This window comes from Gabonibacter massiliensis, assembly GCA_001487125.1.
GTDB classification, from domain to species: Bacteria; Bacteroidota; Bacteroidia; order Bacteroidales; family Marinifilaceae; genus Gabonibacter; species Gabonibacter massiliensis.
In genome coordinates this window covers 1,654,338-1,679,644 of record LN913013.1, presented here as the reverse complement: position 1 = coordinate 1,679,644, position 25,307 = coordinate 1,654,338, and the positions used below count along the sequence as shown (strand labels likewise).

The window sequence follows — 25,307 nt, the reverse complement described above, 5'->3', positions numbered from 1 at the left end:
TATAGGAATTTTCCCGTTCTCAATTTAATATAAATTTATGGAGTGGTTTGAAGCATTGGCGCTCGGTATAATTCAAGGATTAACAGAATTTTTACCTGTAAGCAGTTCCGGACATTTACAAATTTTTGGTGCATTATTTGGTGTTGAGGCTGAAAAGAATCTGACGTTTGCCGTTGCGGTTCATGCGGCGACCGTATGCAGTACGGTTGTGATCTTGTGGAAAGAGGTTTCTGTTTTGTTTCGGGGATTTTTTAGTTTCAGGTATAATGACGAGATGGCTTACGTGTTGAAAATATTTATATCGATGATTCCGGTGGCGATTGTGGGGTTTTGTTTTAAGGATTTTGTAGAAGAGATATTCGGTTCGGGCTTGTTGATCGTGGGTTGTATGTTGTTAGTGACCGCGTTGCTGTTGACTTTTGCCTACTACGCCAAACCTCGGGAGAAAGCCAATATCTCTTATAAGGACGCTTTTGTGATAGGTTTGGCACAAGCGTGTGCCGTATTGCCTGGATTATCCCGTTCCGGTTCGACGATAGCGACGGGCATATTGTTGGGGAATAAAAAAGAGATTGTTGCCAAATTTTCTTTTTTGATGGTTTTGATACCCATTTTGGGAGAAGCTATGCTGGATTTGGTAAAGGGGGATTTTTCTTCCGGCGACGGTGTACCTGTTGTATCTTTGATTGTCGGGTTTATCGCTGCTTTTGTTTCCGGATGTATCGCTTGTAAGTGGATGATAAGCATTGTAAAGAGAGGAAAATTGATTTGGTTCGCCATTTATTGTGCTATTGTGGGAATATTGACAATTGTGTTGGGATGACAGAAGTTTGGAGTAAGATTCGATTTCGAGAAGAAGGAGATTTTCAGGCGGGAGCTGTAATCGTGATCGATAAGCCTTTGCGTTGGACCTCTTTTGACGTGGTGAATAAGGTTCGGATCTGTTTGAAAAGGAAATTCGGTAAGATAAAGGTAGGGCATGCGGGGACATTGGATCCGTTGGCGAGTGGGGTCGTGATCGTATGCGTTGGAAAGGAGACGAAGGAGATCGAAAGATACATGGGAGAAGAGAAAGAGTATGTCGCGGAGATAACTTTCGGACACACGACTCCTTCTTACGATCTGGAGACATCTTTTAACGGGACCTTTACGTATGAGCATGTGAACCGTATGTTGATGGAGGAGGTCATTACTCGTTTTGTCGGTGAGATTGAGCAATATCCCCCGATTTTCTCCGCTGTACGAGTAGATGGGGTTCGTGCTTACGAGAAAGCCCGTAAGGGGGACGAGGTGGAGATGAAGAGTCGTCGGGTGACGATTCGGGAGATTGAGATTGTGAAAATGGAACTTCCCGTGGTTGAGTTAAGAATCGTGTGTAGTAAAGGAACATATATACGTTCGTTGGCACATGATTTAGGACAGGCCTGTGGAAGCGGTTCGTATCTTTCTGCTTTACGGCGAAGCCGGGTGGGCGGATTTAAAGTGGAAGATGCTTGTAAAATGAATGAAGTAGTTGAAACGTTGCAGGAAATGCTGTGATTTTCAAAATTTGATAAATAATAAATTAGTTTACTCATATGAAACTATCGAAATTTAAATACAAGTTGCCTACGGAATTAATAGCATTACATCCCATGCAGAATCGGGACGAGAGTAGGTTAATGGTATTGGATAGAAAAACAGGAAAGATTGAACATAAAGTATTCAAGGATGTTATTGATTATTTTGAAGAAAAAGATGTTTTTGTGTTCAACGATACAAAGGTATTTCCTGCGAGGTTGTATGGGAATAAGGAGAAAACCGGAGCCGAGATCGAAGTGTTTTTGCTGAGAGAGTTGAATCGGGATCTTCGGATTTGGGATGTTTTGGTAGACCCTGCTCGTAAAATCCGGATCGGGAATAAATTGTATTTCGGGGAAGATGACAGTATGGTTGCCGAGGTTATCGATAATACGACTTCCCGCGGTAGAACGTTACGTTTTTTGTTTGATGGGGAGTATGATGAATTTAAGAAGGAACTGTATGCTTTAGGAGAGACTCCGTTACCTCGTTTTATCACTCGAAAGGTAGAACCGGAAGATGCGGTACGTTATCAGACTATTTTTGCGAAAAAAGAGGGAGCGGTCGCTGCTCCTACAGCCGGGATGCATTTTAGCCGGGAGTTGATGAAGCGTATGGAGATCAAAGGAATCGATTTCGCTTACATCACACTGCATGTCGGATTAGGGAATTTCCGGGAAGTTGATGTGGAGGATCTGACAAAACATAAGATGGATTCCGAACAGATTATCGTAGGGTCCGAGACGGTGAAAATAGTGAATGATGCCAAGGATGAAAAACATAAGGTTTGTGCGGTGGGTACTACTGTCGTTAGAACGTTGGAAAGCTGTGTTACGACAAAGGGTCGTTTGACGGAATTTGACGGATGGACGAATAAATTTATTTTTCCTCCTTATGATTTTAGTGTACCCGATGCTTTTGTATCTAATTTTCATCTGCCCTATTCGACCTTACTGATGATGGTGGCAGCTTTCGGAGGTTATGATTTTGTTATGGAAGCTTATAATCAAGCTGTTAAAGAAAAATATAGATTCGGAACTTATGGGGATGCCATGTTGATCCTGTAAAATGAGATTGTCCGAGAATCGTTTTTCAGGTGACTCTATGCCGATGAATTAATTAAGAGGAGGGAGGCTTTGGGCGAGAGGATCGATCCTGGAAATTTTTGAGACATCTTTTGAAAAAACAAGAGAGGGTGCATCCTGACGAATGGGAACACCCTCTTTTTTCAAAATAAATAATGTTGGAAGCGAGAGAATTATTACAGTTATTTCAAAAACATCCTGTTGTGGACGAAATTCGAAAATCTTTGAATGGATGTCCGGATGTGAAATTGAAAATAGAAAATGGAGTCGGTTCGGTACTCTCTTTTATTGCGGCTGTTCTTGGAAAAGAGAGCGAGGGAGTACAATTGTTCGTATTGAATGATAAGGAAGAGGCGGCCTATTTTTATAATGATCTGTTATTTCTTTTGGGGGAAGAAAAACTTCGTTTTTTGCCTGCTTCCTTTCGTCGTTCCGGTAATTTTGAGGATAAGGATAATGATTCGATTCTGGTGCGGACGGAGGTGTTAAACGCATTGGTGGATAAGCAGGTCGGTTGGGTGGTGACTTACACGGAGGCATTGGCTGAAAAGGTAGTGAATAAAGAGGTTTTAGCCGATATGTCGATGCCTGTTTCTAAAGGAGACAAGTTGTCGATCTCTTTTCTGGAAGACCTGCTTTCGGAGTATAATTTTGAAAGGAGTGATTTTGTATATGAACCCGGACAATTTTCAATACGGGGGAGTATTGTCGATATCTACTCTTTCGCGGAAGAGCGTCCTGTACGTTTGGATTTTTTCGGGGACGAGGTAGAGAGTATTCGTTATTTTGATGTGGAGACCCAACTTTCGGAACAACAAATAGAACGTATCGTGCTCGTGCCGGATTTAAGTGAGACCGTAGATGGCGGCAAATCCGGGACGTTGGCCGAATTCCTCGGGAAAGGAGTGATTTGGTGGTTAAAAAACACTTTTTTGATCCGTGATCGTTTGAATACATTAAAACAGGATGATCCGGGTGATTTGTTGGTTGTTGCCGATGATCTCCTGCAAATGGTCGGGAAGTGTCCGGTTGTTGAATGGGGATCGGATCTTTATTTTCGGGGGCAGGTTCTGAGAATGGAGACTGAATTACAACCGGCAGTAAACAAGCAATTCGATTTGTTGGCGGAACATTTGCAAAGTAAACAACGAGAGGGATACACGCTTTGCGTTTGTTCAAATAATGAAATGCAGCTTCAACGGTTACGGGATATTTTTTCGGACAAGGGATATATCGTAAATTTTAAGTCCGTGGAGGGGACTATACACGAGGGGTTTTGTGACGTACAATTGAGGATTTGCATATATACGGAGCACCAGATTTTTGATCGTTATCATAAGTATCGATTGAAAACGACACAGATAAGAAAAGGGAGGGAATCTATTACGATTAGTGAATTGCAAAATTTACATCCCGGTGATTATGTCGTTCATGTGGATCATGGGATCGGCCGGTTCGGCGGGTTGGTCAAGATTAATAACGACGGCCGTGAACAGGAGGCCATACGTTTAGTCTATAAAAATAATTCGGAATTGTATGTCAGCCTTCACGCTTTACATAAGATCTCTAAGTATAAGGGAAAGGACGGTGTTCCTCCGGTTGTCAATAAATTGGGGGGAGATGCTTGGAACCGTTTGAAGCAGAAAACGAAATCCAGGGTGAAAGATATTGCCCGGGAGCTGATAGCGTTGTATGCCAAACGTCGTAAAGAATCGGCCTTTGCCTATTCTAAGGATAGTTATTTGCAGGAAGAGATGGAAGCTTCCTTTATGTACGAGGAGACCCCCGATCAGATGAAGGCGATTCAGGCCGTAAAAGAAGATATGGAAAATCCGCACGTGATGGATCGGTTGGTGTGTGGAGATGTCGGCTTCGGAAAGACGGAGGTGGCGATAAGAGCTGCTTTTAAAGCCGTCGCGGATAGTAAGCAGGTGGCCGTTTTGGTACCTACTACGGTTTTAGCTTATCAGCACTATAATACTTTTATCAAAAGGCTTGCAGGGATGCCTTGTCGGGTGGAGTATATCAGTAGAATGAAAAAAAGTTCCGACATAAAACGGGTACTGAGAGAGTTAAGCGAGGGGAAAGTAGATATTATCATCGGGACTCATCGTTTAACGAGCTCCGATGTGCATTTTAAGGATTTGGGGCTATTGATTATTGATGAAGAGCAGAAATTCGGGGTGGCCGTAAAAGAGAGGCTGAAACATTTGAAATTGAATGTCGATACGATTACCATGACGGCAACGCCAATTCCCCGGACCTTGCAATTCTCTTTGATGGGAGCAAGAGATATGTCGATTATCCGGACGCCGCCTCCCAATCGCTATCCTATTGTTACCGAATTGCATCGTTTTGATGAAAAAGTTATAAAAGAGGCGATCTCTTATGAACTGGCACGTGGCGGACAGGTATTTTTCATTCATAACCGGGTGGAGAATATCCGGGAGATTCAATACCTGATTCATCGTCTGATTCCAGGAGTGAAGAGCTGTGTGGCCCACGGGCAGATGAACGGAGAGGATTTGGAAACCGTGATGCATGATTTTATACGGGGAGATTATGATGTATTGATAGCTACGACTATTGTGGAATCCGGTTTGGATATTCCTAATGCCAACACCATGATTATCAATCAGGCACAAAATTACGGATTGAGTGATTTGCATCAATTGAGGGGACGGGTGGGGCGTTCTAACCGGAAGGCATTCTGTTATTTGTTGACTCCTCCGTTGGAATTGATCAATCAAGATGCCAGACGACGCTTGAAGGCGATAGAGGATTATAGCGGACTCGGGAGTGGTTTTAATATTGCGATGCAAGATTTGGATATTCGCGGTGCCGGCAATATTTTAGGTGGAGAGCAGTCCGGATTTATTGCCGAGATCGGTTACGAGACCTATCAACGGATATTGAATGAAGCTTTGTTGGAGTTGAGGGATGAAGAATTTCCGGAATTGGAAGAAAGAAAATCGGAAAATAACGAGTATTTTTCGGTGGATTGTGTTATCGATACGGATTTTGAGATTTTGATTCCTGAAGCTTACGTGGAGAATGTAAGCGAACGGATTCGTTTATACAGGGAGTTGGATAATATCACGGATGAGAATACGTTACAGCGATTTGAAATTGAATTGCGGGATCGTTTCGGAGAGATTCCGGTACAAGTTGAGGCTTTGATGGAGGTGGTCCGAATCCGGAGAAGGTGCGTGAACTTGGGAATAGAACGTTTATTGGTTAAAAACGGTAAGATGGTGGCTTATTTTATCGGCGATCAGCATTCTTCTTATTACGCTTCTGCTATTTTTACGGCCGTTTTGAAGTTTGTGCAAAAACAGGTTGTTCCTTGTAAAATGAGTGAACGAAACGATAAATTGACACTCGTGTTTACGGGTATTGAAAATATTGGGCGGGTATCCGGGATAACAAAGGCCATGGAAGAATTTACGGAGAAAAATTAATATGAAATGAATCTGGTTGTTGACATAGGAAATACGCGGACCAAATATGCCGTATTCGAAGATAATCTTTTTGTCGAGAGTGGGACAGGAGTCCCTGAATTGTACGAGAAAGCTCTCTGCTGGCGGAAGAGGGGAGAAGAGGTTAATGTAATTATGGCCAGTACCGGGGCGATATCGACAGGATTAAGAGCTTGTCTAAGCGATATCGCAACTTTTTTTTGTGAAGCTAATCCGCTCATGGCGTTGCCCATTCGTTTAGGATATGATACTCCTCAAACGTTGGGAATAGATCGTATTGCCGGATGTGTTGCCGCCGCTTTTTTATTTCCGGGTAAAGATATACTGGTTGTCGATATGGGAACAGCCATTACTTTCGACTTTATGAATGGGGAAGGTGTGTTTCTGGGGGGTAATATTTCCCCGGGCATCCAAATCCGTTTTCGTGCGTTGAATGAATTCACGTTAAGCCTTCCTTTGGTCGAAGGGTCCGATACGTATGAATATATAGGAAAAAATACTCCGGGGGCCATATTGGACGGAGTTATGAATGGTATACTTTTTGAAGTACGTGGTTATATAGATGAATTGCGTCGCGAAAATCCGGAGGCAATAGTTATCCTTACGGGAGGAGCCAGTCATTTCTTAAAAAAGTCTTTAAAACGGGAAGTTTTTTTTGATGAAAAATTAGTAATTGTGGGATTAAATCAGATGTTAGAATTTCAAAAGAGGAGATAATAATTAAAATATGCATATAGAAAAAGTCGTTGAAGCCTTTACTTTTAAAAAAAATAATGGTAAATTTGCCCGGGATGAAATTATTTAGGGGAATATAAAAGCAAATTGTTTCTTAATTTAAACTTAAAAATAGAGGGATCATATGAAAAGAATTGCTGTATTAGCGTTTGGGATATGTATACTTACCGTTGGCGGTTTAAAAGCCCAAAGTGAATCAAAATTTGGGAAAGATAGTATACAAACGTTGTATAATGCTTCAATTTATACGGAATTATGGAGACAGAAGAATTTCAAGGAGGCGTTGCCTGCCTGGAGATACGTGTTTCTTAATGCTCCGGCATTTCAACAGAATACTTACGTGCGGGGAGAAGATATTATAGAATATATGTATAAAAGTACTCAAAAGAAAGAGTATCTGGATACATTGATGATGATTTACGATCAACGTATAAAGTATTTCGGGGACGATCCCAAAGCGGGAGAAGGATATATTTTAGGACGTAAAGGTTTGGCTTTGCTTCGCTATGGAGATCAGGGAGTGGAAAACAGGAAGCAAGCGTATAATTATTTGCTGAAATCCGTGGAGATGAAAGGAAACGCTTCTCTTCCGGATGTCGTTGATCGGTTGATGTGTACGGCTTGTGAACTGGCTAAGGAGGAGCAACTTTCGGCCGATGAGGTGTTGCACTTGTATGACGATTTGTCCCGGCTTGCTAAGGAGAACATTTTGGGAGGCGGAAAAATCGGTGAGAATTTCGAGAAATGTCAAAAAAACTTAGATGCCTTCTTCTTTGCTTCCGGTTTAGCGAATTGTGAAACTTTAGCTGGTTTGTTGACGGCGAGATATGAAGCGAATAAAACCAATTTGGACGAATTGAAGAGTATTTCTTCTCTGCTGAGAAGACGTGAGTGTACGGATCTTCCGATCTATACAACCGTTGCCGAGACAATATATCAGTTAGAGCCCTCTTCCGATGCGGCTTATGGTTTGGCCGTTATGTTTTTGGGCAAGCGCGATATAGAGAAGGCCGAACGATATTTTAAAGAGGCGATAGATAAAGCCGAGAATGTCGAAGAGAAGGAGAATATTTATATGATGTTGTCCCAGCTTTATTTAACGACGAAGAATTTTCCTCAAGCCAAAAAATACGCTCAGGAAGTGTTGAAGATAAACCCGAATTCCGGAAAGGCATATATTCTTATAGGAAAAGCTTATGTTTTCGGAAGTAAAGGTTATAGTCAGGATGATTTTGAACAGCATACCGTTTTTTGGGCTGCAGTAGATAAATTTATTAAAGCCAAACAAGTGGACCCCGAGGTTTTGACAGAGGCGGATGAGTTGATAAAAACCTATTCGGTTTATTTCCCTACCTCTGGAGAGGCTTTTTTCAACTCTATAAAGAGTGGGGACACGGTTAAAATCGGAGGTTGGATAAATGAAAATACGGTCGCAAGATTTAATAAAGAATAGTGTGGTTTTGTTTCATCATGTATGGAAAATACAAAGCGTTACCGTCCTTATTTTAGGGACGGTAATGCTTTTTTCTTGTAAAACAGACCAAAAAGAGATCGATCGGATTGTAAGTCGGACTGATAGACCGGAAATGTCGGGAGAAAATCTTACATTGCTCTATTCGGACTCTGCCCGCATTAAATATAAAGTGATTACACCCGTGTATGATAAATACAATAAAGAGGGGCAGAAATACGATGAATTTCCGAAAGGTATACACGCTATATTGTATGATAAGGAGGGAAACGAAGTGGGTTCCCTGGTGTCGAAATATGCGAAAAAATTGGAAGATGAGATGTTATGGGAGATTCGTAATGAAGTAGTTGTAGTGAATTCCGAGGGGAAAAAATTGGAAACGGAGTTGTTATATTGGGATATGAAAAAAGAGTTTCTTTATACCGATCGATACACACGTTTTACTTCCGGGGAACAGATGATAGAGGGAAATAACGGATTTGAGTCGGATCAGCAATTGAATAATCCACAATTTAAGAATGTTACGGGTAAAATAGCCGAATCAGAAAATCAAACTAAATGACCGTTTTTGTTGCCATAATAACTTGTTTGCTACTGTCCGCTTTTTTTTCCGGGATGGAAATAGCCTTCGTGGCATCCAATAAATTACGTATCGAGATTGACAAATCCAATAAGGGGATTACCCAAACGCTTATCGATTTGTTTGTATCTAATTCCGGAATGTATATTACCACGATTCTGGTCGGAAATAACGTGGTCATGGTTATTTACGGTATTTTCATGTCGGATTATTTGGATCCCCGTTTGGAACAAATAGGCATCTCTTTAGGATTCCGAATGTTTGCCGTCACGTTAATTTCGACTTTGATCATGTTGGCCGTTGCGGAGTTCTTGCCTAAGGTTATCTTCAGGTTACGTCCCAATTTATTTTTACGTATTTTTGCCGTACCTGTCTTTTTATTTTACATCTTATTTTTTCCTATATCCTATTTTTCCGTTTGGTTCGGGGGATTGTTGTTGCGGGTTTTCACGGGAAAGAAATTGGCACACAAGGAGGAAGATAGAGCTTTTGGAAAGATTGATTTGAATAACCTGATAGAAGAAGGAGAGGCTTCGGGAACGTTAAACGAAGATGAACATGATATAAAGCTGTTCCGGAATGCTTTGGACTTTTCCGAAGTAAAGTTAAGGGAATGTATGGTTCCCCGTACGGATATCGTGGCCTTACCGTTGGACGGAAGTTTGGATGAATTGAGAGATCTCTTTGTGCAGACGGGTTTTTCTCGTATTTTGATTTATAAGGATAGTATAGATAATGTTATAGGATATGTACATTCATCGGCCCTTTTCCATCATCCGGAGACGATTGTTAAGGCTGTCAGTAAGATTTTGATCGTCCCGGAAACCATGTCGGCTTTACGTTTGCTGAATCTTTTCACGAAAGAACAAAAAAGTGTAGCTGCCGTGGTTGATGAGTTCGGGGTAACGGCAGGAATGGTGACGATAGAGGATATCATGGAGGAGATTTTCGGTGAGATCGAGGACGAACATGATCATCTAAACCTGAAGGAAGAGGTGCTGGCACCTAACGAATATCTTTTTTCCGGCCGTCTGGAGGTCGATTATCTGAACGAGAAATACAATCTGGATCTTCCTGAAAGTGAAGAATACGAAACATTGGCCGGATTAATATTGTATTATAATGAAGATATTCCGAATGAAGGAGAGCAAGTTGTCGTTGAGGGAATTACTTTTGAAATATTGCAGGTAAAAAGTGCACGTATTGAAGAGGTTAAAGTTATGATATGAAAAGGAGCTTTATTTTAAAGCTCCTTTTTGTTTCAACATATCTTCAAAGTGTCTGATGTTGTTTTCATGCTCCCGGGTACAAATCATAAGGTAATCGTTTTGTTCCGCGATGATGCAATTATCAATACCCTCTACAATTACTTTTTTCTGGTGAGGAACGCACACGATACACTCCTTGGAGTCGATAAAAAGTACGTTTCCATTATTACTTACATTTTGATTTTCGTCCTTGGGACTTATTTCGTGAAACGAGTGCCATGTTCCGACGTCCGACCAGCCAAATTCACCTTTGATCACATAAACTTTAGAAGATTTTTCCATGATGCCGAAGTCGATGGATACATTTGGACTTTGGCTGTAAATATGAGATATGTTTTCGGCGGAATCGGGCTTTTCAGCATTTTTATATTCATTCTCGAACAGAAGGTAAAGATCTTCCAAATGATTTTTAAATTCGTTGATAATTTCTTTTACTTTCCAAATAAAAATACCCGCGTTCCAAAGGAAATCACCTGACTCCATAAATACTTTTGCCAATTCTTTATCCGGTTTTTCCGTGAAAGTCTTGACTTTGGAAACGTATTCCGTGATTCTGTTTTTTTTGATTTGGATATATCCGTAACCGGTTTCCGGTCGGGTCGGTTTTATTCCGATGGTAAGCAATCCTCCGTATTGTTCGACAAAATCCAGGCCCTTCGTGATGTTGTCGATGTATTCTTTGTCGTTGAAAATAAAATGGTCGGAGGGGACGACTACCATCGAGGCTTCGGGGTTTGTTCTTGCGATTTTATAGGCGGCATAGGCTATGCAGGGGGCGGTATTCTTGCCGAAAGGCTCTTTTAAGATATTTTCGGTCGGAATTTCCGGTATTTGTTTTTTTGTGATGTCCTCGTAGGCCGTTCCTGTAACGATAATGATATTCTGTAGGTCGAAAATTTGATTTGCTCGTTCAAAAGTTTGTCTCAGAAAACTTTTACCTGTATTCATGATGTCGCAAAACTGTTTTGGACAAGCCTTGTTGCTGACTGGCCAGAATCGTTTTCCGAGTCCACCTGCCATGATTACGCAGTACGAGTTTTTATTCATATTCAATCGAAGTTTTGAAATTAAATTCCTCTTATTGTTGTCGAAATTAGTAATAAATCCGTGAATAATTTCTATTTTTACGATAAAATTTGGAGAAAGGATTGGAGACGGGTATTAATAAAGAAGTTAGTATTGATGAAAATTTTAGATCGGTTAGGAGCTTATATACTATTTCTGGGGAAAATATTCACAAAGCCTGAAAAAAAACGAGTTTATTTAAAGGAGTTGCTCAATGAATTTGAAAAATTGGGTTTGAACTCGATCGTATTGGTAATGATTATTTCCTTTTTTATTGGAGCTGTATTGACGTTACAAACGGCATATAATATGTCAAGCCCGCTTTTACCCCGTTATTTGATCGGTTATTTGACGCGTGAAACGTTGTTGTTGGAGTTTTCTTCGACCATTGTAAGTTTGATTCTGGCAGGAAAGATCGGTAGCAATATTGCTTCGGAGATCGGTAGTATGAAGATTACGGAACAGATAGAAGCGCTGGAATCCATGGGGGTAAATTCCGTTTCTTATTTGGTCGGTCCTAAGATTGCGGCCGCTTTGGTTATCAACCCGGTCTTATACGTGTTTAGCGTGTTCGTCGGTATTATCGGTGGAATCCTTTCCGGGTTGGCGTCGGGAGTCGTGAATTATGATGATTATATTCATGGGCTGCATTTTTCCTTTAACCCGTATTATGTGACTTATTCGATTATAAAAACCCTGTTTTTTGCGGTTATTTTTACTTCTATTCCTGCATTTTACGGTTATAATGTTCAGGGAGGGGCTTTGGAAGTCGGACGTGCAAGCACGAAAGCCGTTGTGGATAGCAGTATTGCGATATTAGTCTTTAATTTGATATTAACTAAAATCTTATTGTAATGATTCGGGTTGAACATGTATATAAATCATTTGATAAGAAAGTTGTATTGTCGGATATCAATGCCGTTTTTGAAGAGGGGAAGGTCAATTTGATTATTGGGAAAAGCGGTTCCGGTAAAACGGTATTGTTAAAGTCTTTGATCGGTTTACATCCGATCGATTCCGGCCGGATCCTGTATGACGATCGTGATATTACCTCTATGGATACGAAACAGGTAAAGAAGATCAGAGAGGAATTGGGGGTCGTATTTCAGGGGGGAGCCCTGTTCGATTCTCTTTCCGTTTTGGAAAATGTAAAATTTCCGTTGAATCTTTTTTCTCGTATGAGTGAGAAGGAAAAAGAGGAACGAGCCTTGTTTTGTTTGAACCGCGTTAATTTGGATAACGTGGGAAAATTATATCCGGCAGAGATAAGTGGAGGAATGAAAAAAAGGGTTGCTATTGCCCGGGCGATTGTCATGCAGCCGAAGTATTTGTTTTGTGATGAGCCCAACTCGGGTTTGGATCCTTTAACCTCTATTGTTATCGATAATTTATTATCGGAATTGACTCACGAATATCAAATGACGACGATTATTAATACTCATGATATGAATTCCGTGTTTGAAATAGGCGAGAACATTCTATTCATTCATGAAGGGAAAAAAGAGTGGGAGGGCAATAACGCGGAGATAATGAATGCTACTAACAAAGCTTTGAATGAATTTTTGTTTACTTCGAAATTTAATCAATTGATAAAAGAAAAATGGGAGGATCGTGGGGAGTCAAAACCTAAAGATAAGGTATAGCGTATGAAAAATGTATTGTGGATTATATTGATAGTAACCTGTATGACGGCCTGTTCGGAAAAAGTCCCTTTAGACAGAAAAGAATTCACGTCATTGTTGATCGATATGCATATGGCAGACGGAGCTCTCGTGGTATGGATGGAGGAGGAGGGAAATGACCGCAGAGATGACCGGAAAAAATACATGTATTATAATGACTTATTCGAGAAGTATGGAATCACGCGGGCGGAGTTTGACTCATGCGTCCATTATTATTCGGCTAAAACGGCTCTCTTTACTAAAATATACGATGTCGTTATTGATTCTTTGAATCGCAGGTTAACGGAGAAAACGCGTATTTATAAGCAATTGACGGGTCAGGACTCCTTAAATTTAATGCCGGGTTATAAAATGTGGGTATTCGATACTTTGGATTGTGATTCTGTCCGGATTGAAGATGAATTCATTGGTTTATTGTGTGCCGGGAATTGGATGAAAGAGATTGTTATGACGGATACGGTTACGTTAGATAGACAGAATCCGTATGTCGAGATCGAATTGGATAGTATTGTTCCCGGAATGTATAATTTTGAGACAAGTCTGAAATTTGAACACCGGGACAGGAAAAGGAGTAATAAAATCCTTTCTTATTTGCTTTCGGATCAGAATGATACGCTGAAGATCAGTGATACGTGGGTGGTGATGGATTCGATTAAACGAGATTATAAGTGGTCTTATTACGTGGCCGATTCCACCTATAACAGACTTCGCATCCGTATTCTGGCCGGGGAAGAGACAAGAAAGGGAGAAAAAGAATGGAACGGAAAGGTTTGGAATACGGGTATATTTAAACTGTATCAAACTCCGAAAGAAGAAGAGCGTAACAAGGAACTCTATCGATTAAATAAATAATGAGAAAAATTGCGGCTAATTATATTTTCTTGCCGGGTTATCCTTTGGTGAGGAATGGATATGTTGTTATTGATGGTCAGAATGTCGTAGACGTGGTAAACACGGGAGGTTTTATTCGTGAGATTCCCGGTTTGGAATTTTATGGGGGAATGATTGTTGCTGGGTTTTTAATGAGCGATAAACGGGATTGGTGTCCCGGGGATGATTTGTTATCGTGTATTGTCGATATGTATGATAAAAGATGTGATTGGAGAACTGGATTGGCTCTTGTGCAAGGAGCTGATTGGGAGCACTTCAGATGGTCAGAGGAGGCTTCTGTTTTACGTTTGGTATAATACTAAAATAAAGAACGATGAGTAAATTGTATTTGACACTTGTTTTATTTTTTATTTGGGGAGTGTTATCGGCGGGTCCCCTTTGGATGCGCTATCCGAGTATCTCTCCGGATGGTAAACAAATTGTATTCAGTTATAAGGGAGATATTTATAAAGTTTCTGCAGATGGAGGGCGAGCTGAGCAATTAACGACGAATCCCGGGTATGAAACTTATCCGATCTGGTCTCCTGACGGTAAATACATCGCTTTCGCGAGTGATCGTTACGGGAATCTGGATATATTCATTATGCTTGCAGAGGGAGGAACTCCTAAACGGTTAACCACTTATTCGGGTAAGGAGATTCCGTATGCTTTTACTCCTGATGGAAAAGAAATTGTTTATGGGGCTCAGATACAGGATCCGGCTGAAAGCGCTTTGTTCCCTTCCCCGGCTTTAACGGAACTTTATGCGGTTTCTGTCAATGGAGGAAGGCCCCGACAGGTGTTGGGAACGCCTGCGGAAAGCATTTGTTTTTCCAAATCGGGTAAACAGTTTCTGTATCATGACAAGAAGGGTGGAGAGAATGAGTGGCGTAAACATCATACCTCTTCGGTCACTCGGGATATTTATCTCTATGATATAAAAAGTAAGAAACACACGAACCTGGTCGGTTGGCAGGGAGAGGATCGAAATCCTGTTTTCGCCCCGGGAGACGAGAAAGTTTACTTTTTAAGTGAACGCGGAGGTTCTTTCAATATCTATTCGTTTAACCTGACCGTTCCGGATCGGGTCGAGCCCGTCACTTCGTTTAAGAATCGTCCCGTGCGTTTTTTGAGTATTGCCAATACCGGACGTTTATGTTTTGGGTATGACGGAGAAATTTATATAAAAGACGAAATGTCTAATCCTAAAAAGGTTGCAGTTGAAATTCGCGGAGATCAGGCCATTGATGACAGAGAAGAGCTTCTTTTTACTTCGGGTGCGACGGATGCCGAAGTTTCACCTGACGGTAAGCAGATTGCTTTGATTTTACGCGGGGAGGTGTTCGTTACATCTACGGATTACGTGACGACAAAGCAGGTTACCGAGACTCCGGAACAGGAGAAATGGTTGAGTTTTGCTCCCGATAACCGGACATTGGCTTACGCGAGCGAACGCAATGGAAATTGGAATATCTATACGGCAAAGATGGCCCGAAAAGAGGAGATTAATTTTCCGAATGCCACGTTGATCGATGAAGAAGCCGTATTACCCGCCTCTTCCGTGGAGCGTTTTGCCCCTCAATTTTCTCCGGACGGTAAAGAGTTGGCTTTTATAGAGGACCGTAATAAATTAATGGTAGTCAATCTGCAAAATAAGAAAGTTCGGCAAATTACCGATGGAAGTATGCATTATCGAACAGGAGACGGTTTCACTTATAAATGGTCTCCGGATGGTAAATGGTTCGCCTTGGAATTTATTGGAAACAAACATGATCCTTATGGGGATATCGGGATCGTTCGTGCGGATGGAGGAGGGCAAATTATCAATTTGACCCGTAGCGGCTATTCGAATGGTAATCCCCGGTGGGTGTTGGATGGAAATGCGATACTGTTTTCGAGTGAACGCTACGGGATGAGGAATCATGCTTCGTGGGGCTCTTTGGAAGACGTGATGATCGTTTTTTTAAATCAGGATGCCTACGATAGGTTTAGGTTGAGTAAAGAGGATTACGAGTTGCTGAAGCAAGAGGAGAAGTCGGCTTATAAAGGAGAGGAAAAATCGGAGAAACAACAACGGAAAGCGATTGTCGTGGAGTTGAAAGGAATAGAAGATCGGATCGTACGATTGACTCCGAGCTCTTCCGAATTGGGTGATGCCGTTTTGAGCCGGGAAGGGGAGAAGCTGTATTATCTGGCTTCCTTTGAGGGCGGCCTTGGTTTGTGGGAGATGAATCTGCGTAGTAAAAATACTCGTCTGATACATAAATTGAACGGGAACTGGGGTTCTTTAGTGCTGGATAAATCGGGTAACAATCTCTTTTTATTAGGTAGTCGGAATATGCAGAAGATTAATCTGCAGTCCGATAAGCAAACACCTGTCGTGTATAGGGCCATGATGGAATTGGATAGAGTGGCCGAGAGGGCTTATATGTTTGACCGGGTGCGTCGGCAGGAGGCTAAGCGATTCTATGATAAAGATATGCATGGGGTGGATTGGCCGGCCGTGACGAAGGATTATGAAAAATTTTTACCGTATATCAACAATAACCATGATTTCTCGGAGTTGTTGAGTGAACTGCTCGGTGAATTGAATGTGTCTCATACTGGCGGTCGTTTTTATCCGGAAGAGAGAGGAGACGAAACTGCCGAGACGGGGTTGTTGTTTGAATGGAACGAGCGTCGGCCGGGTTTGATCGTTACGGAAATATTGGAAAAGGGACCTTTCGATAACGCCCGGTCGAAAGTACGGGCCGGAGACGTTTTGGAAAAGATTGACGGACAAAAAATCGAAATCGGGATGGACTATTTTCCTATGTTAAATAAAAAGAGAGGTGAGAAAACGTTATTCTCTTTCTATAATCCGGAATCGCAAGAGCGTTGGGAAGAGGTCATCAAACCGATCTCTAAAAGCAGTATGCGGCAGCTGTTATACAGACGTTGGGTTAAACAGAGAGCCGCGGAGGTCGATCGTCTTTCCGGAGGCCGGTTGGGCTATGTGCATATCGCAAGCATGAGCGATCCGAGTTTCCGTTCGATTTATTCCGATATATTGGGGAAATACAATGATCGGGAAGGAATTGTTATTGATACTCGTTTCAATGGCGGAGGACGTTTACACGAAGACATCGAGGTGTTGTTTAGCGGAGAAAAGTATTTTACTCAGGTTGTCAGGGGACGGGAAGCCTGTGATATGCCCAGTCGTCGTTGGAACAAACCATCCGTTATGATTATAGGCGAAGCGAATTATTCGAATGCTCACGGAACCCCTTGGGTCTATAAATATAAAAATATAGGGAAGTTAGTCGGGATGCCTGTTCCGGGTACTATGACAAGCGTTTCCTGGGAGCGCTTACAAGATCCGACGTTGGTTTTCGGTATCCCTATTGTCGGATATCGTCTGGCAGACGGTTCTTATTTGGAGAACAAACAGTTGGAGCCGGATGTGAAGGTGGCTAACTCTCCGGAAAAGGTCGTTTCGGGGAAGGATGAACAACTGGAAAAAGCTGTGGAGGAGTTGTTGGGAGAGATCGGTCGGAAATGAATAAGAAAAGGGCGCTGCAACGCCCTTTTCGTCAATCAATAGAGAAGTATTTAACTAAAAACCAATTATCAGTATTCTTTTATCTGGCCTTCGAGATAATAAAATTTTAGATCCCTGGGTACGTTTTCCGTAAATTCTATTTTGTAATGGCTGGGTAGGAGAATTCTGATATCCAGCTCTTGTCCCCTCCACGGGCCTTCGATTTTGAAATAATTATCCATTCGTAAGGTATCGTTCTTCAGCTCCCAGTTGATTTGGATACCTTTATCTTCCGCGTTAAGATAGTCCGAGGCATTGGTACTCCGATTGAAAGATATTTGGGGTTCCTCGACGTTTTTTGACGCGTAGATGGAAAATTTAACAGGAGAAACCAAAAAGGATGCTTTTTTATCTCGGACTCTAAAAATTGATCGATATCTATTAGTATTGTAACCTGTATTGTAGCGATCCTTGAGATCTATGACGATTTTATTCGATAACGGACTGAGAAGCGTTGAGGTGTGGGTCCTTATTGTTCGTTGCGTATAATTCTGTGCTTCCGATAATCCGACAATGAGCAGTAGAAATAAACAGACTAACCATATTACTCCGGCCGGCAACAGAATAGTTCTATTGTTACTTTCAAAAGAGATCAATATTTTAAGTGCCAGAAAAATGATGAATAAACAGGGTATGACGGTTAGGAAGAAAAAGCAGATTTTAAGGATGGAAAGATGAAAAGGAGAAACCATGCAGATGGCTTCTTCGTACGCTTCCGCCCACGGCATTAAGTTGGGTAAAAATAGTATCGATATGAATGTAAAGAGCGATACGATACCGAATAAGAGAACGGATAAACCGAAGAGAAAAGCGATGGCTTTCCCTATCCCGCCGAAAAATCTACCTATGAGCTCTCCTATCCTTCTGAAAAACCGATGTATCGGAGATATTTTTATTTCCTGATACTCTTCTTTTACCGAACGTTCGATGTTGGGGATGTTGATATTTTTACCTTTCATTTCTAATTTTTCTCTGGAGTTCTTGGCTTTGGGAATAACTGTCCAGAGTACGATATATACTAAAATGAAAATGCCGTAGTATAGTGAAAAAAGGATAAAGCAGATACGTATAAGTATCATGGAAATTCCCCAATAGGAAGCCAAACCCGAGGCGACACCCCCCAATACCATGTGATCCGGATCCCGGTACAGTTTATGTGTGGGTTTCCCTTTGGATTCTTCTGCTTCTTCCTCGTCGTCTATGATATCAGCCGGTTTCCCCATGGTCGTGATTGCTTTCTCGACGTCTTCCAAAACGATGGATTCCCGGAAGTTTTCTTTTTGATATTGCATGAAAAGTTCGGCAATGCGGCTTTCGATATCATACATGATTTCGGTCCCGTCTTCTTCCTTTATGTAATGATTCTTAAGTGTATTGAGGTAATCCTGAAGTTTTTCAAAAGCATCTTCATCGATATGAAAAACCTTTCCGCTCAGATTTATGGTGTATGTTTTTTTCATGGTAATAGGATTAAGCGTTGTGATTTTCTTTAATATGATTTACAGCAGAGGTTAACTCTTCCCAAGAGTTTTCCAGCTCTTTTAAAAAAAGACGTCCTGATTCGGTAATGCTATAATATTTCCGAGGAGGCCCTTGCAAAGATTCTTCCCATCGATAGGATAGGAGGCCTGTGTTTTTTAACCTTGTCAATAAGGGATAGATTGTTCCCTCGACAACGATCATCCTGGACTCTTTTAATTTGTTGATAATATCAGGGACGTATACGTCTTTTTGTGAGATAATCAACAAAATGCAATACTCCAGGATTCCTTTTCGCATTTGAGCTTGTGTGTTTTCAATGTTCATGTCCTGCGTATTTGTTTTTGTGTATGGCAAAGATATAAATAAAAAATAGTATTATGCAATACATGGTACTATAAAAATAAAAAATATTTTTTTAAGCATGAATTCATCTCTCGGACAAGAGGCAAACGTTTCCGTGGATTTTACTTGAATAGAGTGAATTAAACTTCATAATAAAGATTAACTTTGCATCGAAAAAATAAGGAAACGATAAAAAAATAGATATGAAAAAGGTATTATTGATGATTTTGGATGGTTGGGGAATCGGTAAACATGATCATTCGGATGCAATAGGGAGTACCCCGACTCCTTGTATTACGGCTTTGGCCAATAATAATCCCCGCTCTTTGTTGTATACCAGCGGTGAGAATGTCGGGTTGCCGGACGGACAAATGGGAAATTCGGAAGTGGGACATTTGAATATTGGAGCCGGTCGGGTAGTATATCAGGATTTGGTGAAAATTAACCGGGCTTGCCGGGATCATTCCATTGCTCGAAATCCGGAAATTGTAAAAGCTTTCACCTATGCTAAAGAAAACGGTAAACGGGTTCATTTTATGGGGTTGGCTTCCCAGGGCGGTGTGCATAGTTCTTTGGATCATGTATTTGCCCTTTGTGAGCTGTCAAAGGAATACGGTATTGAAGATACTTTCGTGCATTGTTTTATGGACGGCAGGGATACGGATCCTCGTAGCGGAAAGGAATTTTTGCAACTTCTGGAGGCACAAATGGCTGAATCTACCGGAAAGATAGCTTCCGTGATCGGTCGTTATTACGCTATGGATCGGGATTCTCGTTGGGAACGGATTCGTGAGGCTTACGATCTTTTGGTAAGAGGTAAGGGAACACCGGCAACGGATGCCATTGCTGCGGTACAGGAATCCTATGAGGGAGGGGTAACGGATGAGTTTATAAAACCGATTGTCAGGGTAGATGAAAACGGGAATCCGATAGGGACTATTCGGGAAGGAGATATGGTTATCTTTTTTAATTTCCGAAATGACCGGGCTAAAGAATTGACGGTTGTGTTGACACAGGAAGACAAGCCTGATTTCGGGATGAAAACCATTCCTTTGTATTATTGTTGTATGACTCCTTACGATGCTAAGTTTCAGGGATTGCATATTCTTTTTGATAAAGAGAACGTGGTGAATACCATTGGGGAGTATGTCGCATCTTTAGGTTTGAAACAGTTGCGTATTGCTGAAACTGAAAAATATGCCCATGTTACCTTCTTTTTGAACGGGGGACGCGAGGAGCCCTTTGCCGGAGAAAAACGGATACTGGTCCCTTCTCCCAAGGTTGCTACTTATGATTTGCAACCGGAAATGTCGGCCCCGACCGTGACTGAAAAAATAGTGGAAGAGTTGAAACGAAAGGAGGCGGATTTTATTTGTTTGAATTACGCTAACGGGGATATGGTAGGGCATACGGGTGTTTATGAAGCTATTCAGAAAGCTGTTGCAACGGTTGACGAATGCGTCGGAAAGACGGTGGCGGCCGCTCGGGAAAACGGGTACGATGTATTGATCATTGCCGATCATGGAAATGCGGACAATGCGGTGAATGAAGACGGATCTCCCAATACGGCCCATTCTCTGAATCCGGTTCCATGTATTTGGGTGACGGATTCTAAATGTGATCATCTCCGGGATGGAGTTTTAGCCGATGTCGCTCCGACGGTTTTAACTATTATGGGATTACCTATCCCGCCGGAAATGACAGGAAAACCATTGTTGGTCTGAATATCCCCGGGGAGGATGTGTTATTTAGTTGTGAATGATCAGATAAAAGGATTCTGAGATATAAGGATTGGGTGATTGAAACGATAGATGATTGTAGATTTTAAATTGTAAATTAAACAAATCTAAAATTTACAATGAATAGGGGATTAATATGATGGTCGATTTAGAGGAGGTAATATCAAGACTCAATCGTAAATTATAAATTCGATCTGGAATTTACAATGAAGTGATTCAATTTAATGATCCGGTTTCGCTAATCTGTAATTGCGGGTTTGGCGTATGGATTTATTGGTCGGGAAATTGTCGGGTAATGAGAAATGACTAAATTTGCCCGTTTTATTTCAATTTTCAGTTACATGATACAGATAGGGGATACGATTGTCAGCTTGGACGTGATCAAAAAAGAGTTTTGTTGTGATTTATCGGTTTGCAAAGGTATTTGTTGTGTTGAAGGCGATGCCGGGGCACCTTTGGAAGAAGAAGAGGAGAAATACATACGGGAGAATTACGAGAACATTAAATTATACATGAAACCGGAGGGGATACAGGCTGTAGAAGAACAGGGATGGGCTGTTATTGATGTGGAAGGCGATTTGGGTACGCCTTTGATTCATGGAGGGGAGTGTGCCTATGCTATTGAAGAAAACGGAAGTTGTTGGTGTGCTATTGAAAAAGCCTGGACGGAAGGGAAAAGTACTTTTCGCAAACCTATTTCCTGTCATTTGTATCCGGTTAGGATCACCAGATACCCCTCGTATCAAGCAGTTAATTACGATGAATGGAAGATTTGTGCGGGGGCGAAAATAAAGGGAGAAAAAAAAGGTATTCCTCTTTACATTTTTCTAAAAGATGCTTTGATTGAGAAGTATGGAACGGAGTGGTACGAACAGTTATGCTATGTGGCAAACGAGATAAAACGGGGGAAAATCAAGTTTAAGCTTTGAAAATTTAGATGCTTTTCTTTGTAGAGAAAAAAAGTTATTTTATCTTTGCAGCGCAAAAGCAAAATGGTGGATGTAGCTCAGTCGGTTAGAGCGTCGGATTGTGGTTCCGAAGGTCGTGGGTTCGAGCCCCATCTTCCACCCACCTATAAAAACGGTTGATTTTAACCGTTTTTTTTGTATTTAATACGGAGTTCAATTCGATTTTCCCAATCCCTTCCAGGCAATGTAGATTTTAGATTTATTTAATTTACAATTTAAAATCTACAATCTACAATCTACAATCATCTATCGTTTCAATCACCCGATCCCTTAATCACCCAATCCTTTTATCTGATAATCTACAGCTACGATAAGCTGTCGTATCCCTTTCCGTGTGCTATCATTGTCTGTTTCCATTAAATATCGAGAGATATTTTGTCTCCAATAGAATTTTAGTTACTTTTACACAATCGTTGACGAAACGAGTGAATTGAATATAAACTATTAATAATCAGAGTAAAATAAATGGCTACAGAAAAATTTTTGTGGAGGCACGTCGGACCACGTCCTGAGGATATCGAGGATATGCTGAAGGTAGTCGGTGTCAAATCTCTTGATGAACTAATCGATCAAACTGTTCCAGAATCCATTCGATTGAAGAAAGAGTTGGATTTACCTTCTCCTTTAACGGAATCCGAGTTTTTTGCGCGGATGAGGAAGGTTGCGTCTAAAAATAAATTATATCGTACCTTTATCGGGCAAGGATACTATGATACGATTACCCCGGCTGTGATTCAGCGTAATATTCTGGAGAATCCGGCTTGGTATACTTCTTATACTCCTTATCAGGCGGAAGTTTCACAAGGACGTTTGGAGGCTTTGTTAAATTTCCAGACGATGATAGTGGAATTAACCGGTATGGAGCTTTCCAATTGCTCTTTGTTGGATGAGGCTACTGCTGCTGCCGAGTCTATGACCATGATGTTTGGTTTGAGAAGTAAAGAGATGAAGAAAGCTGGAGCCAATAAATTATTTGTCGATAACAAGATATTCCCTCAAACGAAGGATGTATTGGTGACCCGTTCCGTTCCGCAAGGCATCGAATTGGTGTATGGGGATTACGATACATTTGAATTTACTCCGGACGTTTTCGGTGCTATCATTCAATATCCTGCTGCTGACGGTGAGGTTCGCGATTATAAGGCGTTTGCCGACCGGGTACATGCCAACGGGGCTTTATTGTCCGTCGTGGCGGATTTGATGAGTTTGGTATTGTTGACCCCTCCGGGACAATGGGGAGCGGATGTCGTGGTAGGAACTACTCAACGTTTCGGTATTCCGATGGCGTACGGAGGTCCTCATGCTGCTTATATGGCGACCAAGGAAGAGTATAAACGTAATATCGTGGGCCGAATCATCGGAGTGACGATAGACGCTCAGGGAAACAAGGCTCTTCGGTTGGCTTTACAAACCCGCGAACAACATATTAAGCGAGAAAAGGCTTCTTCGAATATCTGTACTGCCAAGGCGTTAAATGCAACGATGGCTGGTTTTTATGCAGCTTATCACGGACCGGAAGGTTTAGTGCGGATTGCTCGTCATATACATTCCGCCGCTGTTATTCTGGCTACGGAGATTCAAAAATACGGTTATAAACTGAAGCATAATAAATTCTTTGATACGTTACGTTTCGAGTTACCGGAAGGCGTTTGTCAGGAAAACGTTAGGGATGCGGCATCGGAAAAAGAGATCAATCTTTTTTATTGCAATTGCGGCTGCGGTAAGGTTGTCGGTTTATCTACCGATGAAAAAATCAACGAAGAGGAGATCAATACGATTATCGGAATTTTTGCCAAAGCTGCCGGTAAGGTGGCGGAGCGGGTTGAATTCCTTGACGACCGCACGATTCTTGAACCTTCCATGTTGCGCGAGGATGAGTTCTTGCAACAATCCGTATTCAATATTTATCATTCTGAAACCGGAATGATGCGTTATATGAAAAACTTGGAACGTCGGGATATTTCATTAGCCACCTCTATGATTTCATTGGGTTCTTGTACCATGAAGTTGAATGCGGCCGTGGAGATGTTGCCGATTACCTGGCCGGAAATAGGTGGAGTGCATCCGTTTGCTCCGCTTTCACAGGTTGAAGGTTATCAGCAGATGATCCGTGAAACGGAAGAGATGTTATGTAAGGTGACCGGGTTTGCCGGTTGCAGTTTAATGCCTAATTCCGGAGCTGCCGGAGAGTACACGGCTTTGATGGTTATTCGTCAGTATCATATTTCTCGCGGAGAGGGACACCGGAATGTTATTTTGATTCCTGCTTCCGCTCATGGAACGAATCCTGCTTCCAGCTCAATGGCCGGGTTTAAGATTATCGTGACGGCAACGGATCCGGAAGGTAATATCGATGTGGAAGATTTCCGTCAGAAAGCGATTGAGAATCGGGATAATCTAATTGGAGCGATGATTACCTATCCTTCTACTCATGGAATTTTTGAAGAGTCCATTAAAGAATTATGCCAAATCATACACGAAAATGGAGGACAGGTATTTATGGATGGTGCCAATATGAATGGACAATGCGGTTTAACGAGTCCGGGTACTATCGGTGCAGATGCTTGTCATTTGAATTTGCATAAAACTTTTGCAATGCCTCATGGCGGCGGCGGTCCTGGTGTCGGACCGATTTGTGTCGCACCTCATCTGGTAGAATTTTTACCGACTCACACTATGGTGAAGACCGGAGGTGAACATGGAATCCATGCGGTGGCTGCTGCTCCGTACGGTTCCGTGGGAATGTTGCCTGTAACGTACGGTTATTTGTTGATGTTAGGCGGTAAGGGATTAAAGATGGTTACGGAGATGGCTATATTGAATGCCAACTATTTGGCTTCTTCTTTCGAGAAGTTGGGCTTTAAGATCTTGTTTAAAGGCAAGCGGGGACGTGTTGGACACGAGATGATATGGGATTGCAATATGTTTAACAAAGAGTATGGAATATCCGAATTGGATATAGCCAAACGCTTGATGGACTTTGGTTTCCATGCTCCGACGTTGTCATTCCCGGTTCATGGAACCTTGATGGTTGAACCGACGGAAAGTGAACCGAAAGAGGAACTGGATCGTTTTATCGAAGCTCTGAAAACCATTCGCGAGGAGATGCTTGAAGTGGGGGAAGGAAAGGCCGATAAGACGGACAACGTGTTGAAAAATGCTCCTCATACGCATAAGGTCTTGACTGCTGACGAGTGGAACCACTCCTATCCGCGCAGTAAGGCCGCTTACCCGTTAGCTTGGGTGGCTGAAAATAAATTTTGGCCCCAGGTGGGTCGTGTAGACGATGGTTACGGCGATCGTAACCTGATGTGTACTTGTGATCCGATTGATGCTTATGCCGATCAGAAATAAGCTGGTTCTATGATAAAAAAAAGCTGCGTTACTTACGCAGCTTTTTT

At 41.7% G+C, this 25,307-nt stretch carries 19 protein-coding genes and 1 tRNA gene; 17 read left to right on the top strand and 3 right to left on the bottom strand.

Annotation, left to right across the window (positions count from 1 at the left end; translation table 11 throughout):
• Nucleotides 1–37 precede the first annotated feature (37 nt).
• The 8 genes from BN3283_RS11355 (at nucleotide 38) to BN3283_RS11320 (ending at nucleotide 10,139) form a co-directional block, all read left to right on the top strand.
• Nucleotides 38–823, top strand: coding sequence for an undecaprenyl-diphosphate phosphatase (locus BN3283_RS11355; RefSeq protein WP_041505501.1), 786 nt, complete (start codon nucleotides 38–40; stop codon nucleotides 821–823).
• Complete coding sequence (gene truB, locus BN3283_RS11350; protein ID WP_059026704.1) at nucleotides 820–1,539, top strand: tRNA pseudouridine(55) synthase TruB; 720 nt, start codon at nucleotides 820–822, stop codon at nucleotides 1,537–1,539. Before BN3283_RS11355 ends, truB begins: the two co-directional genes overlap by 4 nt.
• A 38-nt stretch (nucleotides 1,540–1,577) precedes the next feature.
• Nucleotides 1,578–2,627, top strand: a complete 1,050-nt coding sequence (queA, locus tag BN3283_RS11345; RefSeq protein ID WP_041502731.1) for a tRNA preQ1(34) S-adenosylmethionine ribosyltransferase-isomerase QueA — start codon at nucleotides 1,578–1,580, stop codon at nucleotides 2,625–2,627.
• Between the two features lie 173 nt (nucleotides 2,628–2,800).
• Nucleotides 2,801–6,106 (top strand): transcription-repair coupling factor, encoded by a 3,306-nt coding sequence (gene mfd / locus BN3283_RS11340; protein WP_162835845.1) that lies wholly within the window; start codon nucleotides 2,801–2,803, stop codon nucleotides 6,104–6,106.
• Between the two features lie 6 nt (nucleotides 6,107–6,112).
• Nucleotides 6,113–6,841, top strand: a complete 729-nt coding sequence (locus BN3283_RS11335; protein ID WP_041505502.1) for a type III pantothenate kinase — start codon at nucleotides 6,113–6,115, stop codon at nucleotides 6,839–6,841.
• A 142-nt stretch (nucleotides 6,842–6,983) separates the two neighbouring features.
• The gene (locus tag BN3283_RS11330) at nucleotides 6,984–8,312 is read left to right on the top strand and encodes a tetratricopeptide repeat protein (protein WP_041502733.1); all 1,329 of its coding nucleotides are present in this window, start codon (nucleotides 6,984–6,986) and stop codon (nucleotides 8,310–8,312) included.
• Nucleotides 8,278–8,892, top strand: a complete 615-nt coding sequence (lptC, locus tag BN3283_RS11325) for an LPS export ABC transporter periplasmic protein LptC (RefSeq protein WP_082027569.1) — start codon at nucleotides 8,278–8,280, stop codon at nucleotides 8,890–8,892. The genes BN3283_RS11330 and lptC overlap by 35 nt, the downstream gene beginning before the upstream one ends.
• A complete protein-coding gene (locus BN3283_RS11320) occupies nucleotides 8,889–10,139 on the top strand; it encodes a hemolysin family protein (RefSeq protein WP_059026703.1) in 1,251 nt (416 codons plus the stop codon). The genes lptC and BN3283_RS11320 overlap by 4 nt, the downstream gene beginning before the upstream one ends.
• A gap of 9 nt (nucleotides 10,140–10,148) precedes the next feature.
• Here BN3283_RS11320 and BN3283_RS11315 read toward each other — a convergent pair whose 3' ends face one another.
• Nucleotides 10,149–11,225, bottom strand: coding sequence for a mannose-1-phosphate guanylyltransferase (locus BN3283_RS11315; protein WP_059026702.1), 1,077 nt, complete (start codon nucleotides 11,223–11,225; stop codon nucleotides 10,149–10,151).
• A 135-nt stretch (nucleotides 11,226–11,360) separates the two neighbouring features.
• On the opposite strand from BN3283_RS11315, the gene BN3283_RS11310 reads away from it, so the two are divergent.
• Genes BN3283_RS11310 through BN3283_RS11290 form a run of 5 tightly spaced genes read left to right on the top strand, consistent with a single transcriptional unit; the run spans nucleotide 11,361 to nucleotide 17,336 of the window.
• On the top strand, nucleotides 11,361–12,098 hold the full coding sequence (locus BN3283_RS11310) for an MlaE family ABC transporter permease (protein WP_181416495.1): 738 nt from the start codon (nucleotides 11,361–11,363) through the stop codon (nucleotides 12,096–12,098).
• Entirely contained in the window at nucleotides 12,098–12,886 is a 789-nt protein-coding gene (locus BN3283_RS11305; RefSeq protein WP_041502736.1) for an ABC transporter ATP-binding protein, read from the top strand. The genes BN3283_RS11310 and BN3283_RS11305 overlap by 1 nt, the downstream gene beginning before the upstream one ends.
• Nucleotides 12,887–12,889: 3 nt before the next feature.
• Complete coding sequence (locus BN3283_RS11300; protein ID WP_082667102.1) at nucleotides 12,890–13,777, top strand: DUF4296 domain-containing protein; 888 nt, start codon at nucleotides 12,890–12,892, stop codon at nucleotides 13,775–13,777.
• Nucleotides 13,777–14,112 (top strand): hypothetical protein, encoded by a 336-nt coding sequence (locus BN3283_RS11295; RefSeq protein WP_059026700.1) that lies wholly within the window; start codon nucleotides 13,777–13,779, stop codon nucleotides 14,110–14,112. Before BN3283_RS11300 ends, BN3283_RS11295 begins: the two co-directional genes overlap by 1 nt.
• Nucleotides 14,113–14,129: 17 nt before the next feature.
• Nucleotides 14,130–17,336, top strand: a complete 3,207-nt coding sequence (locus BN3283_RS11290) for a S41 family peptidase (protein WP_059026699.1) — start codon at nucleotides 14,130–14,132, stop codon at nucleotides 17,334–17,336.
• A 68-nt stretch (nucleotides 17,337–17,404) separates the two neighbouring features.
• On the opposite strand, the gene BN3283_RS11285 is transcribed toward BN3283_RS11290, so the two are convergent.
• Nucleotides 17,405–18,835 carry a PspC domain-containing protein gene (locus BN3283_RS11285; protein ID WP_059026698.1) on the bottom strand — a complete coding sequence of 477 codons (1,431 nt, stop codon included), beginning with the start codon at nucleotides 18,833–18,835 and terminating at the stop codon, nucleotides 17,405–17,407.
• Between the two features lie 10 nt (nucleotides 18,836–18,845).
• Nucleotides 18,846–19,181 (bottom strand): PadR family transcriptional regulator, encoded by a 336-nt coding sequence (locus BN3283_RS11280; protein ID WP_041502741.1) that lies wholly within the window; start codon nucleotides 19,179–19,181, stop codon nucleotides 18,846–18,848.
• 221 nt (nucleotides 19,182–19,402) lie between these two features.
• Between BN3283_RS11280 and gpmI the strand changes: the two genes are divergently transcribed.
• The 4 genes from gpmI to gcvP all read left to right on the top strand — a co-directional run bounded on the left by gpmI (nucleotide 19,403) and on the right by gcvP (nucleotide 25,260).
• Nucleotides 19,403–20,923, top strand: a complete 1,521-nt coding sequence (gene gpmI, locus BN3283_RS11275; RefSeq protein ID WP_041505508.1) for a 2,3-bisphosphoglycerate-independent phosphoglycerate mutase — start codon at nucleotides 19,403–19,405, stop codon at nucleotides 20,921–20,923.
• 356 nt (nucleotides 20,924–21,279) lie between these two features.
• A complete protein-coding gene (locus BN3283_RS11270; RefSeq protein WP_041502944.1) occupies nucleotides 21,280–21,867 on the top strand; it encodes a DUF3109 family protein in 588 nt (195 codons plus the stop codon).
• Between the two features lie 65 nt (nucleotides 21,868–21,932).
• Nucleotides 21,933–22,008: transfer RNA gene (locus BN3283_RS11265), tRNA-His, on the top strand.
• A gap of 363 nt (nucleotides 22,009–22,371) precedes the next feature.
• Nucleotides 22,372–25,260: an aminomethyl-transferring glycine dehydrogenase gene (gene gcvP, locus BN3283_RS11260; RefSeq protein ID WP_059026697.1), complete on the top strand. Its 2,889-nt coding sequence runs from the start codon at nucleotides 22,372–22,374 to the stop codon at nucleotides 25,258–25,260.
• Nucleotides 25,261–25,307: the final 47 nt, after the last annotated feature.

Bases quoted from the DNA above. Each gene is read 5' to 3' on its own strand.
- BN3283_RS11300 (WP_082667102.1), top strand. From the start codon at position 12,890: ATGAAAAATGTATTGTGGATTATATTGATAGTAACCTGTATGACGGCC.
- queA (WP_041502731.1), top strand. From the start codon at position 1,578: ATGAAACTATCGAAATTTAAATACAAGTTGCCTACGGAATTAATAGCA.
- gpmI (WP_041505508.1), top strand. From the start codon at position 19,403: ATGAAAAAGGTATTATTGATGATTTTGGATGGTTGGGGAATCGGTAAA.
- BN3283_RS11330 (WP_041502733.1), top strand. From the start codon at position 6,984: ATGAAAAGAATTGCTGTATTAGCGTTTGGGATATGTATACTTACCGTT.
- lptC (WP_082027569.1), top strand. From the start codon at position 8,278: ATGAAAATACGGTCGCAAGATTTAATAAAGAATAGTGTGGTTTTGTTT.
- BN3283_RS11310 (WP_181416495.1), top strand. From the start codon at position 11,361: ATGAAAATTTTAGATCGGTTAGGAGCTTATATACTATTTCTGGGGAAA.
- BN3283_RS11305 (WP_041502736.1), top strand. From the start codon at position 12,098: ATGATTCGGGTTGAACATGTATATAAATCATTTGATAAGAAAGTTGTA.
- BN3283_RS11280 (WP_041502741.1), bottom strand. From the start codon at position 19,181: ATGAACATTGAAAACACACAAGCTCAAATGCGAAAAGGAATCCTGGAG.
- BN3283_RS11285 (WP_059026698.1), bottom strand. From the start codon at position 18,835: ATGAAAAAAACATACACCATAAATCTGAGCGGAAAGGTTTTTCATATC.
- BN3283_RS11320 (WP_059026703.1), top strand. From the start codon at position 8,889: ATGACCGTTTTTGTTGCCATAATAACTTGTTTGCTACTGTCCGCTTTT.
- mfd (WP_162835845.1), top strand. From the start codon at position 2,801: ATGTTGGAAGCGAGAGAATTATTACAGTTATTTCAAAAACATCCTGTT.
- BN3283_RS11270 (WP_041502944.1), top strand. From the start codon at position 21,280: ATGATACAGATAGGGGATACGATTGTCAGCTTGGACGTGATCAAAAAA.
- BN3283_RS11295 (WP_059026700.1), top strand. From the start codon at position 13,777: ATGAGAAAAATTGCGGCTAATTATATTTTCTTGCCGGGTTATCCTTTG.
- truB (WP_059026704.1), top strand. From the start codon at position 820: ATGACAGAAGTTTGGAGTAAGATTCGATTTCGAGAAGAAGGAGATTTT.
- gcvP (WP_059026697.1), top strand. From the start codon at position 22,372: ATGGCTACAGAAAAATTTTTGTGGAGGCACGTCGGACCACGTCCTGAG.
- BN3283_RS11335 (WP_041505502.1), top strand. From the start codon at position 6,113: ATGAATCTGGTTGTTGACATAGGAAATACGCGGACCAAATATGCCGTA.
- BN3283_RS11355 (WP_041505501.1), top strand. From the start codon at position 38: ATGGAGTGGTTTGAAGCATTGGCGCTCGGTATAATTCAAGGATTAACA.
- BN3283_RS11290 (WP_059026699.1), top strand. From the start codon at position 14,130: ATGAGTAAATTGTATTTGACACTTGTTTTATTTTTTATTTGGGGAGTG.
- BN3283_RS11315 (WP_059026702.1), bottom strand. From the start codon at position 11,225: ATGAATAAAAACTCGTACTGCGTAATCATGGCAGGTGGACTCGGAAAA.